Raw genomic sequence first — 20,083 nt, forward strand, 5'->3', positions numbered from 1 at the left:
GCACGGCTTTGATGTAGCGCAGAAAGCCAATCGCTTCCACAAACGTCATCCCGGACGGCGAGAGCCGATCCGGGATCGCGAGCAGGATGAGGAATTGTTATCGTCATACGATCCCGGGTTCTGCTCCGCAGCCCCGGGATGACGCCATCTCTTGCTGCTTAAAGCCGGCTCGCCCGGAACGTGTCGCAGGCCTGGACCTGTCCGGTCTTCAGTCCCGTGGTGAGCCAGCGCACGCGCTGCTCGGAGGAACCGTGGGTGAAGCTGTCGGGCACCACGCGGCCCTGTGACTGCTTCTGCAGCCGGTCGTCGCCGATGGCTTCCGCGGCCCGGATGGCTTCCTCGATGTCGCCCTGCTCGAGCGACTTCCAGCGCTGGTTGGAATGATGCGCCCACACGCCGGCGAGGCAGTCGGCCATCAGCTCGACGCGCACGGAGAGCTGGTTGCCTTCCGTTTTGCTGACCTGCTGCTGGCGTTCCTGCACGCGGGGCAGGATGCCGAGCACGTTCTCCACATGGTGCCCGACCTCATGGGCAAGCACATAGGCGTAAGCGAAGTCGCCGCCGGCACGGAAGCGGCTCTGCATCTCCTGGAAGAAGGACAGGTCGATGTAGACGGTCTGATCAAGCGGGCAGTAGAACGGTCCCATGGCCGATTGCGCGCCGCCGCAGCCGGAGCGGGTCTGGCCGGAGAAGAGCACCAGCTTCGGTTCCTGGTACTGGCGGTTGGCCTGCTGGGGCAGCACCGTTTTCCATACGTCTTCCGTGTTGCCAAGGACGGCAGAGACAAAACGGCCCATCTCGTCCTGCGGCGCGCCCTGTCGGCCCTGTTGCTGCTGGTAGCCGGAGCCGCCGCCCGTCATCATCTCGGCGCCGCCGATCAGGATGCGCGGATCGATCCCGAGCGCCCAGCCCACAAGGCCGAGGATCACCATGGCGCCTATTCCGAGCCCTCCGCCGCCCGCCATGCCCATGCCACGACGGTCTTCCACATTGGACGAGGTTCGAAAGTCTTGCCAGCGCATGATTCACCTAAGAGCAGCGGTACGGGATGCCGCAGGAGCTTAAGGCGTAAGCATATGAACCGGTTCCGAAAGGGCGCCTTACTCGCGCCCGTCCAGGGCCCTTCGCAGAGCCTGGAAATCGCGCCAGCCGAGGCGCTTCTGCAGGGGCTGGCGCAGGAGGTAAGCCGGGTGCAGGGTCGGCAGGGCTTTGATCTCGCGCCCGTCCTCGGTCTTGTACGTGAACCAGCGGCCCCGGGTGCGCAGGATCCCGTCCTTGACGCCGAGCAGGTTCTGGGCGGCGGGACCACCCAGGCAAAGCACGAATTCCGGACCCGCGAGCTCGATCTGCCGCGCGATGAACGGCTTGCAGATGGCGATCTCCTGCGGCGTCGGCGTGCGGTTGCCCGGCGGACGCCAGGGGACGATGTTGGCCACATAGACCTGGGTGCGGTCGAGCCCGATGGTGGCGAGCATCCGGTCGAGCAGCTGGCCGGAGCGGCCCATGAAGGGCTTGCCGATCCGGTCCTCGTCAGCCCCGGGAGCCTCGCCCACCAGCATCACCCGGCCTTCCGGGTTGCCGTCAGCGAAAGCGAGGTTCTTGGCGGAAAACTTCAGGGCGCAGCCGTCGAAGCCCGCCAGAATCGCCTCGAGCTCCTCCAGCGACTGCGCGTGGCGGGCCTGCTCGCGGGCCATGCCGGCGACCTCCTCGGGTGCACTGGCGGCAGCCTTCGGCAGGGCACGGGGTGAAGGAGCGGACGGGGCAGGGCTGGACTTGGGCGCAGGGGACTTGGGAGCTTCCGCCTTAGGGGCTTCCGCCTTCGGTTCCGCGAAGCGGTTATGCGGCGTCTCGTCGAGCGCGAGATCGACTCCTGCCTCGACATGGAAGTCGAGCAGCGCCTGAAGAGCGTCGCGGTCGGAGGGGAGATCCTGCATGATCCGTATGTAAGCATTCCAGGGGCTGTGGGCAACTCAAGCCCGCAAAGAACCCAATGAATCCTGAGCCCTAGGAGATCAGGTCGAAAAGGGTCGGGTTCTCGTCGCGTCTGGCGTCCTCGATGGCGAGGAGGCGGCGCTTGGTCGTGGCGCCGCCACTGGCCGAGAAGCCCCCGAGCTTGCCGTCCGCCGCGACAACCCGGTGGCATGGCACGATGACGGCAAACGGATTGCGTCCCAGGGATTGGCCAATGGCCCGAGCGTTGTCGATGCCGAGGCGGGAGGCAACTTCACCGTAGGTCAGCACCCGGCCCGGTGGAATGCCGCGGGCAATTTCGTAGACGCGGCGGTCGAACTCCGACACGGCGTCCATATCCAGGGGCACGGCTGAGAGATCGCGCGCTTCACCCTGGAGCAGAGCCGTCACATCGGCGATGACGCGCTGGATGTCCGCGGGTGGCGGAGCCTCGACAATCCCGGGAAAGCGCCTGGCGACGCGGCTGCAGGTCTTAAGGGCATCGTCTTCAGGCAACTGAAAGCCGATCACGCCACGCTCATTCCAGGCAAGTCCGCAGAGACCGATGGCGGTTTCGAAAAGCGTGTAGAACGCCGTATGGGTGGACGGATCGGCCTGCATGCTCCTTTGTAAACCTCCCATCCTCGTTGAACAACTCAGGATGGTGTTTTCCACCGCGGCGATGGCCATGCCTGATCGCGTTGCGGATTCCCGTCAAATCCTATGGCGATCATCGGATTTCAGCATAACCTTATGCGGAAAGAGAACTTTCAGCCTTGCCTCAATGAAGCTAGGACAATGTCTCGATTAGAACGACTTGAGAATTCGGACAGATTGTTCATATCTAAACCATCTGTCCCATCAGGTGTTGAAGCCGCGTATCAGGAGGAAGCCCATGGCCGATCTGCCCGCCCGTGAATCGATGGAGTTCGATGTCGTCGTCGTGGGCGCAGGTCCCGCAGGCTTGGCGACCGCCATCCGGCTCAAGCAGCAGGCGATGGAGCAGGGCGCTGACATCTCCGTGGTCGTGGTGGAGAAGGGATCCGAAGTCGGCGCGCATATCCTGTCCGGCGCCGTGATCGACCCGATCGGTCTCGACGGTCTCCTGCCCGAGTGGCGCTCCGATCCGGACCGCCCGCTGAAGACCGCAGTCACGGCCGACGAGTTCATGTATCTGGGCCATGCCGGCGGGGTGAAGCTGCCCAACGTGTTCATGCCCAAGCTCATGAACAACCACGGCAACTTCGTCGGGTCGCTGGGCAACGTCGCCCGCTATCTCGGCCGCAAGGCGGAGGAGCTCGGCGTCGAGATCTATCCCGGCTTCCCGGCAGCCGAGGTGCTGATCGAGGACGGCAAGGTGGTGGGCATCGCCACCGGCGACATGGGCATCAGCCGCAACGGCGAGCCCAACGCCAACTTCACCCGCGGCATGGAGCTTCGCGCCAAGTACACGATCTTCGGCGAGGGAGCGCGGGGCAACCTGACGAAGCAGATGGTCGAGCGCTTCGGCCTGAACGCGGGCAAGGATCACCAGAAATACGGCATCGGCATCAAGGAGCTGTGGCAGGTCAAGCCCGAGCACTTCCAGCCGGGCCTCGTGCGCCACTCCATGGGCTGGCCGCTGCCGAACAATTCCGGCGGCGGCTCCTGGCTCTACCACTTCGACGACAACCTCGTGTCCGTCGGCTTCGTGGTGCATCTCAACTACAAGAACCCGACCTTGTCGCCTTTCGACGAGTTCCAGCGCTTCAAGACGCACCCGATGGTGCGCGACGTGTTCGAGGGCGGAAAGCGCATCGGCTACGGCGCGCGCGCCATCATGGAGGGGGGCTGGCAGTCTGTGCCGCGCCTCTCGTTCCCGGGTGGCTGCCTCGTGGGCGACTCGGCGGGCTTCGTGAACGTGCCGCGCATCAAGGGCAGCCACAACGCCATCCTGTCGGGCATGCTCTGCGCCGACCACGTGTTCGCGGCCCTGCAGGCGGGCCGGGCCCATGACGAGGTCGCGTCCTACGAGGAGTCCTGGCGCTCCTCGCCCATCGGCTACGATCTGAAGCGCGTACGCAACGTGAAGCCGCTCTGGTCGAAATACGGCACGACGGCCGGCGTGGCGCTCGGCGGGCTCGACATGTGGCTCACCGAGATCTTCGGCTGGTCGCCCTTCGGCACCATGAGCCACGGCAAGCCCGACCACGAGTGCCTGCTGCCGCTGTCCCAGGTGAAGCCGATCAAGTACGACAAGCCCGACGGGGTCCTCACCTTCGACAAGCTGTCCTCGGTGTTCCTGTCCAACACCAACCATGAGGAGGACCAGCCGGTCCATCTCAAGGTCAAGGACATGGGCCTGCAGAAGGGCTCCGAGCACGAGGTCTTCGGCGGCCCCTCGCAGCGCTACTGCCCGGCGGGGGTCTATGAATGGGTCGAGGGCGACGGCGGGGTGCGCTACCAGATCAACGCCCAGAACTGCGTCCACTGCAAAACCTGCGACATCAAGGACCCGAACCAGAACATCAACTGGGTCACGCCCGAAGGCGGCGGCGGGCCGAACTACGTCAATATGTGAGGCTTAAGCTTGCCTCTGTCATTCCGGGGCCGCGCAGCGGAGCCCGGAATCCATAACCGCTGACGGCTCAGGAAGAGGCGTCACGCTGATCGCCCTCCTTGAGGCGTCGTGTTTTTGGATTCCGGGCTCTCGCTAACGCTCGCCCCGGAATGACAACGGAAGGCCCTATCCCACCCTCTCACGAGCCTTTTACGCCCCAGCGGCAATTGTCCCCTTGCGGCGCTCTGAGGGAGACGCCATTCTCCGGCCTGATTTGGCGCACATCTCCCTCTGATGAGATGTCGCGATGATTGGAGCCGCGCTTCGTGCCCACCTTGAAAATCCTGAAGTCCCGCAAGGGCTTGCCTGCCCTGATGCTGATGGCCGCCACCGTGCTGGTCTCTCCTGCTGCCCTGGCGAATGCCGCCGGGGACGAGATTCTGCAGCCGGCCCAGAGCCTTGAGGGCAATTTCCTGTCGGCCTATGTGGCGGGTTCCGCGCGGGACACGGAAGCTGCGACGGTCTTCTTCCGCCAAGCCATCCAGGAAGACCCCCGCAACCAGGAGCTTCTGGAGCGCGCCTTCGTGGCCTTCCTGGCCAACGGCTCCATGCCGGACGCGATCCGGGCGGCTGAGCGCCTCTCGGGGCAGGACGGATCGAACAACCTCGCGCAGTTCGCCCTCAGCGTCCGCGCCATCAAGACCCAGAAATTCGCCGATGCCCGCGCCCGGCTCTCCAAGAGCATTCGTGGCCGCCAGGCGGATCTCACGGCGACGCTTCTCTCCGCCTGGACGTTCGCCGGCTCCAAGGACGGCAAGCAGGCCCTGGCCACCGTCGACAAGCTCAAGAACGAGCGCGCCTTCGACCAATTCCGCGAGTACCACGCGGCTCTCATCGCCGACGTGACCGGCAATGCCGCCGAGGCGGAGAAGCGCTTCAAGGCGGCTTACGAGGGCGAGCGCAACACCCTGCAGGTGGTCGACGCCTATGGCCGGTTCCTGGCCAAGCGCGGCCGCAAGGACGAGGCCCTGAAGGTCTACAAGGCCTTCGACGAGGCGGCCCCGCGCCATCCGATCGTGCGCGCCGCCATGAAGACCCTGGAGGAGGGCAAGCCCCTCATGCCGCTCGTGAACAACGCACAGGACGGCGCGGCGGAGCTGCTCTACGGTCTCGGCGTCGTGGGCAATTCCCAGGGCGACGAGCTGACGGCGATCATCTATCTGCGCCTCGGCCTCGATCTCAAGCCGGACCATCCGCTGGCTCTCGTGACCCTCGGCGACGTCTACGAGCGCCTGAAGCAGTACGACAACGCCAACGCGATCTTCGCCCGAATCCCGAAGGACTCGCCGATCCGCACGAGCGCCGACATCTCCATCGGGCACAATTACGAGCTGATGGGCCGCGGCGAGGATGCCATCGCGCATCTCGAGAAGCTCATGAAGGAGCACCCCGAGGACGTGGACGTGGTCATGGCGCTGGGCAACGTGCAGCGCTCCCGCAAGAAGTTCGCGGAAGCCGCCGAGACCTACACCAAGGCCATCAACCTCGTCGGCCAGCCAGAGCGCGGCCACTGGATCCTGTTCTTCTACCGCGGCTCGTCCTATGAGCGCTCCAAGCAGTGGGACAAGGGCGAGGCCGACCTGAAGAAGGCCCTGGAGCTCGTTCCCGAGACCCTGAATGCTGCCCGGGCCCAGGTGATGAACTACCTCGCCTATTCCTGGGTCGACCAGAACATGAATATCGACGAGGCCTTCAAGATGCTCACGAAGGCCGTGGAGCTCGCGCCCCGCGACGGCATGATCATCGACTCCCTGGGCTGGGCCTATTACCGGATGGGCCGCTATGAGGACGCCGTGCGCGAGCTGGAGAAGGCGGTCGAGCTGAAGCCGGGCGACTCCACCATCAACGACCACCTGGGCGACGCCTATTGGAAGGTCGGCCGCAAGCTCGAGGCGAAGTTCCAGTGGGATCACGCCAAGAACTCCGATCCGGAGCATGAGGAACTCGTGAAGATCCTCAAGAAGATCGACAATGGCCTCGAAGAGGAGCCGAAGCCCACGGCCGCCGAGAACGTGCCGGCACCTCAGCCGGAAGCGCCGAAGCAGAACGGCGGGTAAGGTCTTTACTGTCTAAGTTGATTTCCATGTGATGGCCGGGCTCGCCCCGGCCATTTTCGTTTTTAGCACACCACTGTCATTCCGGGGCCGCGCAGCGGAGCCCGGAATCCATAACCGCTAACAGTACAGAAAGAAGCGCAACGCTGGTCGCTCTTTCATGAGACGTCGTGTTTATGGATTCCGGGCTCTGCCTATGGCAGCCCCGGAATGACAGCAGGTGTAACGGGCAACTCTTCCCATCCGCTGCGCTCTCGGGCATGGAAGCGCGATGCCTCAGCCGCTTGCCACCCGCGCGCCCGCCAAGATCAACCTGACGCTCCACGTGCTCGGGCGCCGGGCCGACGGCTATCACGACCTGGAAAGCCTCGTGGTCTTTGCAGGCACGGGCGATGACCTGCGGCTTGAGCCCAGCGATGTGCTGGCCCTCGAGGTCACCGGCCCGACGGCTCCGCTTGCCGGGAGCCATGCCGACAACCTCGTCATGAAGGCAGCCCGCCTTCTGGCTGAGCGCGTGCAGGGGCTGAAGGTCGGCACCTTTCACCTGACGAAGCGGCTGCCGGTCGCGGCCGGAATCGGCGGCGGGTCGTCCGATGCCGCCGCGGCCTTACGGCTCTTAGGCCGCCTCAACGGCCTCCCGCTGTCGCATCCGGCCGTGCGTGAGGCGGCCCGGCTCACCGGTGCCGATGTGCCGGTCTGCCTGGAGCCGAGGGCTCGCATGATGCGGGGCGCAGGGGAGGAGTTGGGACCCGCCCTGAACCTGCCGTGCCTGTTTGCCGTGCTGGTGAACCCGCGGGTGCCGGTGGAGACCCCCAAGGTATTTAAGGCCCTGGGCCTGCAGCCGGGGCAGGGGTTACCCGCTACCGCGCATCCCGCTCTAGAGGCACCCTTACCGGACGCGCTCCTCGCCCTGCTGCGGGAAACCCGCAACGACCTTGAGCCGCCCGCGCTCAAGATGCAGCCGGTGATCGGCGAGGCTCTCGGCCTGACGGGCGAGACGGATGGCTGCCGCCTGGCGCGCATGTCCGGTTCGGGCGCGACGGTGTTCGGGCTCTATGACGATTGCGGAGCGGCCGCAAAGGCAGGGCAGCAGATCCGCCGTCTGCGGCCGGACTGGTGGGTGAAGGCGACGAGCCTTCGGTAACCTGATCCTCCGCCGTCATCCCCGGGCTTGTCCCGGGGATCCACGTCTTTGCTGCGTTGAGGTTCCTAACGACGTGGATGGCCGGGACAAGCCCGGCCATGACGAGTTTGGGTGTCGAACGACTGAGTGAATCCTCTTACCAAGCCGGGATGATGGCGCCCTTGAAGCGCTCTTCCAGGAACTTCGCGACGTCCGGCGACTGGTAGGATTCCACGAAGGTCTTGATCTCCGGGCGCGTGTCGCCCCGACGGGCGGCGACGAAGTTGGCGTATGGGTTGCCCTCGCGCTTTTCGACCGCGATCGTGTCCTTGCGGATGTCGAGGCCGGCGTTCAGGGCGTGGTCGGTGTTGATCACCGCCGCATCGAGATCGGGCAGGGCGCGGGGCAGCTGCGCCGCGTCGAGCTCCGAGAACTTCACGCCCTTCGGGTTCTCGGCGATGTCCAGGAGGCTCGGCGACAGATCCTTGCCTTCCTTGATCTTGATCACACCCTGAGCGGCCAGGAGGTTGAGGGCGCGGCCGCCGTTGCTCGGGTCGTTCGGAATGCCGATCTTGGCACCCTTGGGCAGGTCGGCCACGGATTTCACCTTGGAGGAGTAGAGGCCGATGGGCTGCACGAAGGTGAAGCCGACGGGCACGATCTTGTAGCCGCGGGCGGCGATCTGCGCGTCGAGATAGGGCTTGTGCTGGAAGGCGTTGGCGTCGAGGTCCTTGCGCTCCAGGGCCTCGTTGACGAGGGCGTAGTCGGAGAAGGGCACGAGCTCGACGGTGAGGCCCTTCGTGGCCGCAACCTTCTTCACGACCTGTGCCACCTCTTCCTCGGCGCCCGACATGACGCCGACCTTGATGCTCTTCTGCTGGGCTGCCACGGGCAGGGCGGCGGCAATGACGGTGCCGATGGCAAAGGAGGCGGACAACAGGGTGCGACGGGTGAAAACGGACATGGGAGGTCTCTTTCGGACAAGGTTCGTCGCGGCGTCAGTACGAAGCCGGACAGGGTGTTCGAGCGGGGCTTGGGATTTCAGGCCGTGATGCGGTGATCCATGCACAGCGGCATGTGCCGTTGCGGGCATCGAAGGGAGTTGGGGCATTGGCGCATCATGACGCGTCGATCCTCGTGAACCACGAGGCGGGTTTCGCCCGTGGCGCTTTAGCGTTTGATCACGCGGCGCAAGCTGCTCGTCTCAAATCACCGCGGCCATGAGCCAGCCGGAGCCGTCCCAAGACAGGAGTGTTTCTAACCCGTTTGATTTTTTCGTCAACCGTTTCGTTCTGTATAAAGAACAGACCTGCTATGCTCAGTGAGCACGGGCAATGCAGAAGTCGACCGTATCGAGCAGCGCCTGCTTCATGGGGCTCGACGGGAAGAGCGCCAGCGCGTCGCGGGCCATGGCGCCATAGTGGCGGGCACGCTCGACCGTATCCTCGAGCGCCCGGTGGCGGCGCATGATGGCGATGGCCTGTTCGAGGTCGACATCCTCGATCTCGCCCTGCTCGAGCACCCGCTTCCAGAAGGCGCGCTCCTCATCCGTGCCGCGGCGGAAGGAGAGCACTACGGGAAGGGTGATCTTGCCCTCGCGGAAATCGTCGCCCACGTTCTTGCCGAGAGTCGCGGCCTTGCCGCCGTAATCGAGGGCATCGTCCACGAGCTGGAACGCGATGCCGAGGTTCATCCCGTAGGAGCGGCAGGCGGCCTGCTCGGCCTTGGGGCGTCCGGCGATGACCGGGCCGACCTCGCAGGCGGCGGCGAAAAGTTCGGCCGTCTTGCCGCGGATGACCGCCAGATACTCGTCTTCCGTCGTCTCGGTGTTCTTGGCGGCGGCGAGCTGCATCACCTCGCCCTCGGCGATCACGGTCGCGGCGGCGGACAGGATGTCCAGCGCCCGGAGGGAGCCCACCTCCACCATCATGCGGAAGGCCTGGCCGAGGAGGAAGTCGCCCACCAGCACGCTCGCCTCGTTGCCCCACTTGATTCGGGCCGCGATCTTGCCCCGGCGCATGTCGCTCTCGTCCACCACGTCGTCGTGGAGGAGGGTGGCGGTGTGCATGAACTCGACGGAGGCCGCGAGCTTCACATGGCCGTCGCCCTGATAGCCGGAGAGGCCGGCGGTCGCGAGCGTCAGCATGGGGCGCAGGCGCTTGCCGCCGGACGAGATGAGGTGGTTCGCCACCTTGGGGATCATCGTGACCTCGGATCCCGTGCGCGACAGGATCATCGCATTGACCCGTTCCATGTCGGAGGCCACAAGGGACACGAGCTTCTCGATGCTCGCATTCTTCTCGGGATGCTTGTCTTCGAACGGAACGACGACGCCCACTGTCACGACCCGGGTTGCCGGCGAGAAAAGCCGGTAGGAATATGAACTGGCATGGCACTTTCCATGCTGCAATGCAAACGCTTACCGCAGAGGAAAGGGTCTCAAGCCGATGGTCGAAATCGTCCGAAGCAGCGATCTCGTTCTGGTCGGCTTCCTACAATCCTTATTGGAAAACGCCAACATCCCGGTTCTGGTGGCGGACAGGCACATGAGCGCCCTGGAGGGCATGATCGGCGTTTTCCCACGCCGGATCCTGGTGCCTGATGATCACGTGGCGCAGGCGCGCCGCCTCATCGTCGATGCCGGTCTCGGAGCCGAACTGCGGCATGATTGAAATCACGCAGGATTTGCTGCTCGGCGGGCGTGTGCATCTGGCTCAACCTGCCAAGGGCCATCGCGCCGGCACCGACGCGGTTCTGCTGGCGGCCGCGGCTCCCGTGAGGGCCGGCGACGTGGCGGTAGACGTCGGCGCCGCCACCGGGGCGGTCGGGCTGATGGCCGCTGCCCGGGAGAAGGATGCGTGCTTCGTCTTCGTGGAGCAGGATCCCGACCTCGCCGACCTCTGCCGTCAGAACTGCCGGGACAATGGGATTCATGGCGAGGTTATCGTCGCCGACGTGCTGGACAGGGGCTCGCGCCAGGCTGCCGGCCTCATGCCGGAAAGCGCCGATTTGGTCCTGACCAACCCGCCCTTTCTGGAGGAGGGGCAGGCCCGCATCTCGCCCGACCGGGGCCGGGCGGTGGCCCATGCCCTGCCGGCTGGCGGCCTGGACGCCTGGCTCAAGGCCTGTGCGGGGCTGCTCAAACCCAAGGGGCGGCTGGTGCTGATCCACCGGGCTGACCGGACGGCCGAATGCCTGGACATCTCAGGCAAATGGCTCGGCGGCATGGAGCTTCGCTTCGTCCACCCATCTGCCGACAAGCCCGCGATTCGGTTCCTGCTCCGTGGAGTCAAGGGCAGCCGGGCTCCCATGAGTATCCTGCCGCCCCTGATTCTGAACGGCCCGGACGGACGCTTCACGCCGGAAGCCGAGGCGCTGCACCGGGGCGAGGCCGTTGTCCTATGAGAAAGGGCGCCTTTCGGCGCCCTTGGGGTTAGTAGCGATAGACGGGCCGTGCCGGGCGCTGCACCGTGCGGCAGACCTCCACCGGACGGCGGACCCAACCGTAGTTGGTCCACACCCTCCGCCGCTCGACCCAGCAGCGCCGGACCGTGCGGACCGGACGGTAGACCGGGGCAGGACGATAGGCCCGGTAGGGGCGGTACGCAGGATAGGGAGTGCCGATCTGGACGCTGAAAACCGGGCGCGGGCGAGGCCGCACATAACGGCGCTCGACCACCGGACGATAGCCATATCCGTAGTCCCGATAATAGGGCTGCGCCTCGACCGGTTGAGCCGAGAGGGCACCTAGCCCGAGGGTCGCGAAGCCAAGAAGGCCGAACAACAACTTACGCATTTTCTCTCCTCGACAGCCCCAGGCGCCGGTTGGTTGGGGTCATGGCAGGGCTGTGCTTCATGCCTGATCTTTTAAGGGGTCCTAGCTGAACGGAGGCCGACGAATTCCCTAACGGGATGTTCATCTTGGGAAGCCGGGCCGTGCACCCTACATAGAGGTCATGGCTCAAACATCCATCTCCTCCATGCTCCCCGCACGTCTGCAATTCCTTCTTCCGGCCAAGTACCGCAGCCACGCCCATCCCGTCGTGCCGGTGGTGCGCCTGTCCGGCCCCATCGGGGCCGTGATGCCGCTTCGGTCAGGGCTCGCCATGTCGAGCGTGGCGCCCCTGCTGGAGCGGGCTTTCTCCGTGCCGGGCGCGAAGGCCGTGGCCCTCGTGATCAACTCGCCGGGGGGCTCGGCGGCCCAGTCCCACCTGATCTTCAAGCGGATCCGCAGCCTCTCCGAGGAGAAGAAGCTTCCCGTCATCGCCTTCGTGGAGGATGCGGCGGCGTCCGGCGGCTATATGATCGCCTGCGCGGCGGACGAGATCTATGCCGACCCTGCCTCCATTGTGGGCTCCATCGGGGTGGTCTCCGCGAGCTTCGGCTTCCACGAATTGATCGAGCGCCTCGGCATCGAGCGGCGCGTGCATACCGCCGGCAAGAGCAAGGCCATGCTCGATCCGTTCCGCCCCGAGAACCCGGACGACGTGATCCGCCTGAAGGGGCTTCAGGTGAAGATCCATGACATCTTCGTCGATCTCGTGAAGGAGCGTCGGGGCGAAAAGCTCAACGATTCCTATGACGATCTCTTTTCCGGCGCCTTCTGGGTCGGAGCCGAGGCGGTCGACCTCGGCCTCGTCGACGGTCTTGGGGACATCCGCTCCGTCATGCGCCAGCGCTTCGGCGACAAGGTGCGGTTCCGCATGATCGAGCCCGCCCGCCGGCCGCTGCTGGGCCGACTGCTCGGCCGCCGCGCAATCGGCGACATCAGCCTCATCGATCCGGGCGAGGTCGTCGGGACCTTGGAGGAGAGGGCCGCCTGGGCCAGGTTGGGGCTTTAGACCCTTCACTGTCATTCCGGGGCGCCGAAGGCGAGCCCGGAATCCATAAACACGACGTTTCAGAAAAGAGGATCAGCCTTATGCCTCTTCCTGCAAGGCTGGCGGTTATGGATTCCGGGCTCCGCTGCGCGGCCCCGGAATGACAGTGGGTGTTTGCCCAACGCTTGACTCGAGCCGCCCGTCATCCCAAGGGTTCGCCTGATTTCGCATTGATTGGATGCTTTAGTATGAGCGAACCCGCGCATATGAACCCTGCGCGCTCTTTCCAGGGCCTGATCCTCACGCTCCAGCGTTACTGGGCCGAACAGGGCTGCGTGATCCTCCAGCCCTACGACATGGAGGTGGGTGCCGGCACCTTCCATCCTGCCACCACCCTGCGGGCTCTGGGCCCGAAATCATGGCGCGCGGCCTACGTGCAGCCCTCCCGTCGCCCGAAGGACGGGCGCTACGGCGAGAACCCGAACCGCCTCCAGCACTACTACCAGTTCCAGGTCATCCTGAAGCCGAACCCGCCGAACCTGCAAGAGCTCTATCTCGGTTCGCTCAAGGCCATCGGCATCGACACCGCCCTCCACGACATCCGCTTCGTCGAGGACGATTGGGAGAGCCCGACCCTCGGCGCCTGGGGCCTCGGCTGGGAATGCTGGTGCGACGGCATGGAAGTGTCGCAGTTCACCTACTTCCAGCAGGTGGCGGGCTTCGAGTGCTCGCCTGTGGCGGGCGAACTCACCTACGGCCTCGAGCGCCTCGCCATGTACCTGCAGGGCGTGGAATCGATCTACGACCTCAACTTCAACGGCCTCGATGGCGTCGAGAAGGTCACCTACGGCGACGTGTTCCTGCAGGCCGAGCAGGAATATTCCCGCCACAACTTCGAGCATGCCGACACGGAGATGCTGTTCCGACACTTCCGCGACGCGGAGGCCGCCTGCCGCAAGTATCTGGAAGCCGGCGAGCCGAAGCCCGACGCCAACGACCAACGCCACCTGATGGCTCTTCCGGCCTACGACCAGTGCATCAAGGCTAGCCACATGTTCAACCTGCTCGACGCCCGCGGCGTGATCTCCGTCACCGAGCGCCAGAGCTACATCCTGCGCGTCCGCGAACTGGCGAAAGCCTGCGGCGCCGCATGGCTGAAGACCGAGGGCGGAGGCGTGGCGGCGTGACCGCTGCACCCTCCCGTCTCCCTCTTCTCTGATCAAAAAGTTCTCCCATGCCCGATCTCCTCCTCGAACTCTTTTCCGAAGAAATCCCGGCCCGCATGCAGCGCCGTGCGGCGGAGGATCTGAAGAAGCTTGTGACCGATGCGCTCGTGGAGCGCGGCTTCCTCTATGAGGGCGCCAAGGCTTTCGCCACGCCGCGTCGGTTGGCGCTGCATATCGCGGGCCTGCCCGTGAAGGGGCAGGACGTGCGCGAGGAGCGCAAGGGCCCGCGCGTCGGCTCGCCTGAGGCAGCCATCCAGGGCTTCCTGAAAGGGGCGGGGCTCGCCTCCATCGACCAGGCGAAGATCGAGAGCGATCCGAAGAAGGGCGAGTTCTACGTCGCCGTCATCGAGAAGCCCGGCCGCTCGACGCCGGACGTGCTGGCGGAGATCCTGCCTAATATCGTCAAGAATTTCCCCTGGCCGAAATCCATGCGCTGGGGCGCCGCCTCCCGCGAGCCCGGCAGCTTGCGCTGGGTGCGTCCGCTCCATTCCATCGTCTGCACCTTCGGTCCCGAGACCGAGGACCCGGAGGTGGTGCGCTTCGATGTGGACGGGATCGGCTCGGGCGACGTCACAAAGGGCCACCGCTTCCTCGCTCCGGACGAGATCCGCGTGAAGCGTTTTGATGATTACGCGCCGGCCCTGGAGCGCGCCAAGGTGGTGATCGACACCGACCGCCGCAAGGACATGATCCTGCATGACGCGAAGGACCTCGCCTTCGCGCAGGGGCTCGAACTCGTCGAGGACGAAGGCCTCTTGGAAGAGGTCGCCGGTCTCGTGGAATGGCCCGTGGTGCTCATGGGCTCGTTCGATGAGGCGTTCCTCGACATCCCCCCGGAGGTGATCCGCACCACGATCCGGGCGAACCAGAAATGCTTCGTGCTGCGCGATCCCGCGACCGGCAAGCTCGCCAACAAGTTCCTGCTGACCTCGAACCTCATCGCAAGCGACGGCGGCAAGACGATTGTCGGCGGCAACGAGCGCGTGGTGCGTGCGCGCCTCTCCGATGCGAACTTCTTCTGGAAGACGGACCAGCAGGTGAAGCTGGAAGACCGGCTGGAGAAGCTGAAATCTATTGTGTTTCATGAGAAGCTCGGCACGCAATATGAGCGTGTGGAGCGCATCGCGGCGCTCGCCAAGGAACTCGCTCCCATCGTCGGCGCCGATCCTGAACTCGCCGAGCGCGCAGCCCGCCTTGCCAAGGCCGATCTCGTCACCGAGATGGTCGGCGAATTCCCCGAACTGCAGGGCCTCATGGGCCGTTACTACGCGACGCTGCAGGGCGAGCACGCGTCTGTCGCGGCCGCCATCGAGGAGCACTACAAGCCCCTCGGGCCGTCCGACCGCGTGCCGACCGATCTAGTCTCAGTCGCCGTGGCGCTCGCTGACAAGATCGACACGCTTGTGGGCTTCTGGGCCATCGACGAGAAGCCGACGGGATCGAAGGACCCTTACGCGCTGCGCCGTGCGGCTTTGGGTGTGATTCGCCTAGCATTAGCTGGTCATAATCTAAAACTAAGTGACATCATTTGGCGGCACTTCGCCCGTGTCCGCGAGGATGCTGCGCAGATGCAAGCAATCGCGCATCTTGCTCCTGTGGCTGAGCGGGCTGTTCAATTGAGCGCACAGGGCTCTGATTTAGCAGTCAAGCTGTTGGCGATAGTTAGAGAACATCATCAGGATAGTCTTATTGAGGCGACCAGCTTAGAGCAGGCTTTCTACGATTATCAGGCGACATCCGACCTCCTCTCCTTCTTCGCCGACCGCTTGAAAGTCTATCTTCGTGACCAGGGCGCGCGGCACGATCTCATCGATGCCGTGTTCGCACTCGAAGGCCAGGACGATCTGCTCATGATCGTCCGTCGTGTGGAGGCACTGGGCCGCTTCCTCGATACGGAGGACGGCAAGAACTTGCTCGCGGGCTATCGCCGCGCAGCAAACATCCTGCGTATTGAAGAGAAGAAGGACGGACGAGCCTATAACGAGGTGCCCGATCTTCAGATCGTCAATGACCAGGGCCAGATTGAGGAGAAGATCCTTGCTGTCGCCCTCTACGGCGAAGATGGTTCTAGAGAAGGCGCCAGAAAGGCTATCGACTCGGAGGATTTCGAGGGGGCCATGCGCGCCCTGTCCCGCCTGCGTCAGCCGGTGGACGCGTTCTTCGACAAGGTGACCGTCAACGCGGAGGATCCGGCGCTTCGGGCCAACCGCCTGCGGCTCCTCAACAGCATCCGCGAGGCAACCCGCACGGTGGCGGACTTCTCCCGGATCGAGGGGTAATCAGGCCTGGCAAACCGTGAGGGTTGCGCCACGCGCATGGGGCGGCTCTCACAGGTTAATTCGGGTTAAGGTGTTGCCTGAGGGGCACAGCCAACCGGTCCCCCAGGCTCTAGGTAGGCGGCAACCGATTCAATTCAGAAGACCGATGATGATTCGACGCCTCCTGATCGCCGCTCTCCTGAGCGTGCCCCTGGCTGCCTGCCAGACCGCCCAGCAGCCCGTTGCCACGGCGGACGACGACAACTGGTATGTGGGCTCGATCCCGGATCAGCCGCACAACATCCCGCTGGTCGACCGCCGCAAGATGGACCCGAAATACGCCCGCCAGACGGTGGAGTATAAGGGCCCCGAGAAGCCGGGCTCCATCGTGGTCGATATCGACGAGCGCATGCTCTATCTCGTCCAGCCCGAGGGCAAGGCGATCCGCTACGGCGTCGGCGTCGGCAAGCAGGGCTTCTCCTGGCGCGGCGTGGCCTCCGTCGGCCGCAAGGGCGTGTGGCCTGCCTGGTCGCCTACCAAGACCATGGTCGGCATCAAGCCGGACCTCCCGCGCCACATGGAGGCCGGCCTCGACAACCCGCTCGGCGCCCGCGCCCTCTACCTGCACCAGAACGGCGCCGACACGCTCTTCCGCATCCACGGCACCAACGAGCCCTGGAGCATCGGCGAGCAGGTCTCCTCCGGCTGCGTGCGCATGCTGAACGAGGACGTGGCAGACCTCTACGAGCGCGTCCCCGTGGGCACCACGGTCTACGTGAAGCGCAACGGGCGGTACCGGGTTTGAACCGTATTCATGAATGACCACAAAGGCCGGGCATGTCCCGGCCTTTTTTGTTTGTTCTCATCGTCATGGCCGGGCTCGTCCCGGCCATCCACGTCCTCAGCGCCGGTAAAGACGTGGATCCCCGGAACGAGTCCGGGGATGACGGGGAGGGACAGAGACTTCGGCTACCCTAAGGTCTACCTGCCAGAAAAATCCGGAACCGTGGCTGTTCAGCTTGCGTTTGGGCTCCACATGTTTCAAGCCAACACCTGCGCGGCAGCAGGGCGTTTCTTAAGCCAAGGGATCGAGTGATGACGCAGTGGGTCTATACCTTCGGGGACGGTAAGGCCGAGGGCCAGGCGGGGATGAAGAACCTGCTTGGCGGCAAGGGGGCCAATCTCGCCGAGATGTCCAACCTTGGCCTGCCGGTGCCGCCGGGCTTCACCATCACGACGGAAGTCTGCACTTACTATTACGATCACGGCCGCGCCTATCCGGACGAGCTGAAAGCCCAGGTCGAAAAGGCCCTGGATTACGTCGGCAAGCTCACCGGCCGCACCTTCGGCGATGCCGAGAACCCTCTTCTGGTCTCCGTCCGCTCCGGCGCCCGGGCCTCCATGCCCGGCATGATGGACACGGTGCTCAACCTCGGCCTCAACGACGTCACCGTCGAGGCCCTGGCCAAGGGCGCGGGCGACGAGCGCTTCGCCTACGACTCCTACCGCCGCTTCATCACCATGTATTCCAACGTGGTGCTGGACATCGAGCACCATCACTTCGAGGAGATCTTGGACGAGTTCAAGGACCGCAAGGGCTACTCGCTCGACACGGATATGACGGCCGCCGACTGGAAGTCCCTGCTCCCGCGCTACAAGGCGCTGGTCGAGAAGGAGCTTGGAAAACCTTTCCCGCAGGAGCCGCAGGAGCAGCTCTGGGGCGCCATCGGGGCCGTGTTCGGTTCCTGGATGAACAACCGCGCCATCAAGTACCGCGAGCTGCACGGGATTCCGGCGAGCTGGGGCACGGCGGTGAACGTGCAGGCCATGGTGTTCGGCAACATGGGCGAGACCTCGGCCACGGGCGTGGCCTTCACCCGCAATCCGTCCACCGGCGAGAGCGAGCTCTACGGCGAGTTCCTCATCAATGCCCAGGGCGAGGACGTGGTGGCGGGCATCCGCACCCCGCAGGACATCACCGAGAAGGCGCGCGTGGCCTCGGGCTCCGACAAGCCCTCCATGGAACGGGCCATGCCGGACGCCTACAACGAGCTGGTGCGCATCTACGGCATCCTCGAGAAGCACTACCGTGACATGCAGGACATGGAATTCACGGTGGAGACAGGCAAGCTCTGGATGCTCCAGACCCGCAACGGTAAGCGTACGGCGAAGGCTGCGCTCCGCATTGCAGTGGAGCTCGCAAGCGAGGGCCTGATCACGCAGGAGGAGGCCGTCACCCGCGTGGAGCCTGCCGCCCTGGACCAGCTCTTGCATCCCACCATTGATCCCAAGGCTGAACGCAGGATTCTGGCCACGGGCCTGCCGGCCTCGCCGGGCGCCGCCTCGGGCGCGATCGTGTTCAATTCGGACGATGCGGAAGCGGCCAAGAAGGCGGGCCAGAAGGTCATCCTGGTGCGCGTCGAGACCTCGCCCGAGGACATCCACGGCATGCACGCGGCCGAGGGCATTCTCACCACCCGCGGCGGCATGACCTCGCACGCGGCGGTGGTCGCCCGCGGCATGGGCAAGCCCTGCGTGTCGGGTGCGGGCCAGATCCGCGTGGATTATGCCACCCAGACGCTCACGGTGGCGGGTCAGACCCTGAAGAAGGGCGAGATCATCACCATCGACGGCTCCAACGGCCAGGTGCTGCTGGGTCAGGTGAAGATGCTGGAGCCGGAGCTGTCAGGCGAGTTCGCCACTCTGATGGGCTGGGCCGACAAGGTGCGCCGCATGAAGGTGCGCGCCAATGCCGAGACGCCCCTCGACGCCAAGACTGCGCGCTCGTTCGGGGCGGAAGGCATCGGTCTCTGCCGCACCGAGCACATGTTCTTCGAGGGCGACCGCATCGTTGCGGTGCGCGAGATGATCCTCTCCGACGACGAGGCTGGCCGTCGCGCGGCTCTGTCCAAGCTGCTGCCCATGCAGCGCAAGGATTTTGCCGAGCTGTTTTCGATCATGAGCGGACTGCCGGTCACGATCCGACTGCTCGATCCGCCGCTGCATGAGTTCCTGCCGCATTCGGAAGAAGAGATGCAGGAAGTGGCGAAGTCCATGAACGCGCCCATCGACAAGCTCAGGCACCGGGCGCGCGAACTGCACGAGTTCAACCCGATGCTCGGCTTCCGCGGCTGCCGCCTTGCGGTGGCCTATCCTGAGATCGCCGAGATGCAGGCGCGCGCCATCTTCGAGGCGGCGGTGGAGGCCGGCAAGACGACCGGCCAGCCCGTCGTGCCCGAGATCATGGTGCCGCTCGTGATGACGAAGCCGGAGCTCGATCTGGTGAAGGAGCGCATCGTCGCCATGGCGGAAGCCGTAAAGGCGGAAAGCGGCGTCGCCATCGAGTATCAGGTCGGCACGATGATCGAACTGCCGCGCGCGGCTTTGCGCGCCGGTGAGATCGCGGAATCGGCGGAATTCTTCTCCTTCGGCACCAACGATCTCACGCAGACCACGCTCGGCATCTCGCGCGACGACGCGGCCTCGTTCCTCGGGCCGTATACGCAGAAGGGCCTGCTGCCCGCCGACCCGTTCGTGACCATCGATCAGGAAGGCGTGGGCGAGTTGGTGAAGCTTGCTGTAGAACGCGGGAAGAAGACGCGGCCGAACATCAAGCTCGGAATCTGCGGCGAACATGGTGGCGACCCCGCGTCGATCCACTTCTGCGAAACGACGGGTCTCGACTACGTGTCCTGCTCACCCTACCGCGTGCCGATCGCGCGCCTTGCGGCCGCGCAGGCGGCGCTCGGGGCTAAAGCCGCGAGCCAGGCGTGATGCCGATGTCCCTGTCGCGCGGGCGCCTCCTTTACATCGCCACGGTGCTGGTCGCTGGTATCGTCATCGGCCTCATCGTGGCGCCACGGCCGAATCTGCAGGAACTGGCTGTGCCGCCGGCCGCGTGGCCCTTCGCGGTGTCGCTGGTGCTCGACTTGATCATCGGCCAGATGGCCGCGCAGGGCAGGGCGGAGCCGCTCACCATGGGCGACCGCTTCGTGGCCGTTCTCGGCGCGGGCCTCATCGTCACGGTCATGATAGCGATGGCGCAATAACGGC

Annotated in this window: 17 protein-coding genes; 11 read left to right on the top strand and 6 right to left on the bottom strand. The window is 65.0% G+C overall.

Annotated elements, in window-relative coordinates:
• Positions 1–158 precede the first annotated feature (158 nt).
• The 3 genes from MA07_RS07340 to MA07_RS07350 all read right to left on the bottom strand — a co-directional run bounded on the left by MA07_RS07340 (position 159) and on the right by MA07_RS07350 (position 2,571).
• On the bottom strand, positions 159–1,022 hold the full coding sequence (locus MA07_RS07340) for a neutral zinc metallopeptidase (RefSeq protein ID WP_036348700.1): 864 nt from the start codon (positions 1,020–1,022) through the stop codon (positions 159–161).
• Between the two features lie 78 nt (positions 1,023–1,100).
• Positions 1,101–1,934: a uracil-DNA glycosylase gene (locus tag MA07_RS07345; RefSeq protein ID WP_036348703.1), complete on the bottom strand. Its 834-nt coding sequence runs from the start codon at positions 1,932–1,934 to the stop codon at positions 1,101–1,103.
• 70 nt (positions 1,935–2,004) lie between these two features.
• The gene (locus tag MA07_RS07350) at positions 2,005–2,571 is read right to left on the bottom strand and encodes a methylated-DNA--[protein]-cysteine S-methyltransferase (RefSeq protein WP_036348705.1); all 567 of its coding nucleotides are present in this window, start codon (positions 2,569–2,571) and stop codon (positions 2,005–2,007) included.
• Between the two features lie 274 nt (positions 2,572–2,845).
• Between MA07_RS07350 and MA07_RS07355 the strand changes: the two genes are divergently transcribed.
• From MA07_RS07355 to MA07_RS07365, 3 genes are all read left to right on the top strand, one after another.
• A complete protein-coding gene (locus MA07_RS07355; RefSeq protein ID WP_036348708.1) occupies positions 2,846–4,510 on the top strand; it encodes an electron transfer flavoprotein-ubiquinone oxidoreductase in 1,665 nt (554 codons plus the stop codon).
• A 305-nt stretch (positions 4,511–4,815) separates the two neighbouring features.
• Entirely contained in the window at positions 4,816–6,606 is a 1,791-nt protein-coding gene (locus MA07_RS07360) for a tetratricopeptide repeat protein (protein ID WP_036349089.1), read from the top strand.
• A 268-nt stretch (positions 6,607–6,874) separates the two neighbouring features.
• Positions 6,875–7,747, top strand: a complete 873-nt coding sequence (locus MA07_RS07365; RefSeq protein WP_036348711.1) for a 4-(cytidine 5'-diphospho)-2-C-methyl-D-erythritol kinase — start codon at positions 6,875–6,877, stop codon at positions 7,745–7,747.
• A 136-nt stretch (positions 7,748–7,883) separates the two neighbouring features.
• Here the strand turns inward: MA07_RS07365 and MA07_RS07370 are convergent, their stop codons facing one another.
• Both MA07_RS07370 and MA07_RS07375 read right to left on the bottom strand, forming a co-directional pair.
• Complete coding sequence (locus MA07_RS07370) at positions 7,884–8,690, bottom strand: MetQ/NlpA family ABC transporter substrate-binding protein (RefSeq protein ID WP_036348714.1); 807 nt, start codon at positions 8,688–8,690, stop codon at positions 7,884–7,886.
• Positions 8,691–9,044: 354 nt separating this feature from the next.
• On the bottom strand, positions 9,045–10,064 hold the full coding sequence (locus MA07_RS07375) for a polyprenyl synthetase family protein (protein WP_036349092.1): 1,020 nt from the start codon (positions 10,062–10,064) through the stop codon (positions 9,045–9,047).
• Between the two features lie 109 nt (positions 10,065–10,173).
• On the opposite strand from MA07_RS07375, the gene MA07_RS07380 reads away from it, so the two are divergent.
• Together MA07_RS07380 and MA07_RS07385 are read left to right on the top strand one after the other, a co-directional pair.
• A complete protein-coding gene (locus tag MA07_RS07380) occupies positions 10,174–10,398 on the top strand; it encodes a DUF2007 domain-containing protein (protein ID WP_036348717.1) in 225 nt (74 codons plus the stop codon).
• Positions 10,391–11,131, top strand: a complete 741-nt coding sequence (locus tag MA07_RS07385) for a methyltransferase (protein WP_036348720.1) — start codon at positions 10,391–10,393, stop codon at positions 11,129–11,131. Before MA07_RS07380 ends, MA07_RS07385 begins: the two co-directional genes overlap by 8 nt.
• A gap of 28 nt (positions 11,132–11,159) precedes the next feature.
• Here MA07_RS07385 and MA07_RS07390 read toward each other — a convergent pair whose 3' ends face one another.
• Positions 11,160–11,522 carry a hypothetical protein gene (locus MA07_RS07390; RefSeq protein ID WP_036348723.1) on the bottom strand — a complete coding sequence of 121 codons (363 nt, stop codon included), beginning with the start codon at positions 11,520–11,522 and terminating at the stop codon, positions 11,160–11,162.
• Positions 11,523–11,682: 160 nt separating this feature from the next.
• Between MA07_RS07390 and MA07_RS07395 the strand changes: the two genes are divergently transcribed.
• The 6 genes from MA07_RS07395 to MA07_RS07420 all read left to right on the top strand — a co-directional run bounded on the left by MA07_RS07395 (position 11,683) and on the right by MA07_RS07420 (position 20,079).
• Positions 11,683–12,567, top strand: a complete 885-nt coding sequence (locus MA07_RS07395) for a S49 family peptidase (RefSeq protein WP_036348726.1) — start codon at positions 11,683–11,685, stop codon at positions 12,565–12,567.
• Between the two features lie 227 nt (positions 12,568–12,794).
• Positions 12,795–13,733 (top strand): glycine--tRNA ligase subunit alpha, encoded by a 939-nt coding sequence (locus MA07_RS07400; RefSeq protein ID WP_036348728.1) that lies wholly within the window; start codon positions 12,795–12,797, stop codon positions 13,731–13,733.
• A 47-nt stretch (positions 13,734–13,780) separates the two neighbouring features.
• The gene (gene glyS / locus MA07_RS07405) at positions 13,781–16,051 is read left to right on the top strand and encodes a glycine--tRNA ligase subunit beta (RefSeq protein ID WP_036348729.1); all 2,271 of its coding nucleotides are present in this window, start codon (positions 13,781–13,783) and stop codon (positions 16,049–16,051) included.
• Positions 16,052–16,196: 145 nt separating this feature from the next.
• Positions 16,197–16,835, top strand: coding sequence for a L,D-transpeptidase (locus MA07_RS07410; protein WP_036348730.1), 639 nt, complete (start codon positions 16,197–16,199; stop codon positions 16,833–16,835).
• Positions 16,836–17,125: 290 nt separating this feature from the next.
• The gene (ppdK, locus tag MA07_RS07415) at positions 17,126–19,804 is read left to right on the top strand and encodes a pyruvate, phosphate dikinase (RefSeq protein ID WP_036348732.1); all 2,679 of its coding nucleotides are present in this window, start codon (positions 17,126–17,128) and stop codon (positions 19,802–19,804) included.
• A gap of 5 nt (positions 19,805–19,809) precedes the next feature.
• On the top strand, positions 19,810–20,079 hold the full coding sequence (locus MA07_RS07420) for a hypothetical protein (protein WP_152568767.1): 270 nt from the start codon (positions 19,810–19,812) through the stop codon (positions 20,077–20,079).
• Positions 20,080–20,083 lie beyond the last annotated feature (4 nt).

Source organism: Microvirga sp. BSC39, from assembly GCF_000739015.1.
Taxonomy (GTDB): Bacteria; Pseudomonadota; Alphaproteobacteria; order Rhizobiales; family Beijerinckiaceae; genus Microvirga.

Coding starts and splice junctions, on each gene's coding strand:
- MA07_RS07340 (WP_036348700.1), bottom strand. CDS start 1,022: ATGCGCTGGCAAGACTTTCGAACCTCGTCCAATGTGGAAGACCGTCGT.
- MA07_RS07345 (WP_036348703.1), bottom strand. CDS start 1,934: ATGCAGGATCTCCCCTCCGACCGCGACGCTCTTCAGGCGCTGCTCGAC.
- MA07_RS07350 (WP_036348705.1), bottom strand. CDS start 2,571: ATGCAGGCCGATCCGTCCACCCATACGGCGTTCTACACGCTTTTCGAA.
- MA07_RS07355 (WP_036348708.1), top strand. CDS start 2,846: ATGGCCGATCTGCCCGCCCGTGAATCGATGGAGTTCGATGTCGTCGTC.
- MA07_RS07365 (WP_036348711.1), top strand. CDS start 6,875: ATGCCTCAGCCGCTTGCCACCCGCGCGCCCGCCAAGATCAACCTGACG.
- MA07_RS07370 (WP_036348714.1), bottom strand. CDS start 8,690: ATGTCCGTTTTCACCCGTCGCACCCTGTTGTCCGCCTCCTTTGCCATC.
- MA07_RS07380 (WP_036348717.1), top strand. CDS start 10,174: ATGGTCGAAATCGTCCGAAGCAGCGATCTCGTTCTGGTCGGCTTCCTA.
- MA07_RS07385 (WP_036348720.1), top strand. CDS start 10,391: ATGATTGAAATCACGCAGGATTTGCTGCTCGGCGGGCGTGTGCATCTG.
- MA07_RS07390 (WP_036348723.1), bottom strand. CDS start 11,522: ATGCGTAAGTTGTTGTTCGGCCTTCTTGGCTTCGCGACCCTCGGGCTA.
- MA07_RS07395 (WP_036348726.1), top strand. CDS start 11,683: ATGGCTCAAACATCCATCTCCTCCATGCTCCCCGCACGTCTGCAATTC.
- MA07_RS07400 (WP_036348728.1), top strand. CDS start 12,795: ATGAGCGAACCCGCGCATATGAACCCTGCGCGCTCTTTCCAGGGCCTG.
- glyS (WP_036348729.1), top strand. CDS start 13,781: ATGCCCGATCTCCTCCTCGAACTCTTTTCCGAAGAAATCCCGGCCCGC.
- MA07_RS07410 (WP_036348730.1), top strand. CDS start 16,197: ATGATGATTCGACGCCTCCTGATCGCCGCTCTCCTGAGCGTGCCCCTG.
- ppdK (WP_036348732.1), top strand. CDS start 17,126: ATGACGCAGTGGGTCTATACCTTCGGGGACGGTAAGGCCGAGGGCCAG.
- MA07_RS07420 (WP_152568767.1), top strand. CDS start 19,810: ATGTCCCTGTCGCGCGGGCGCCTCCTTTACATCGCCACGGTGCTGGTC.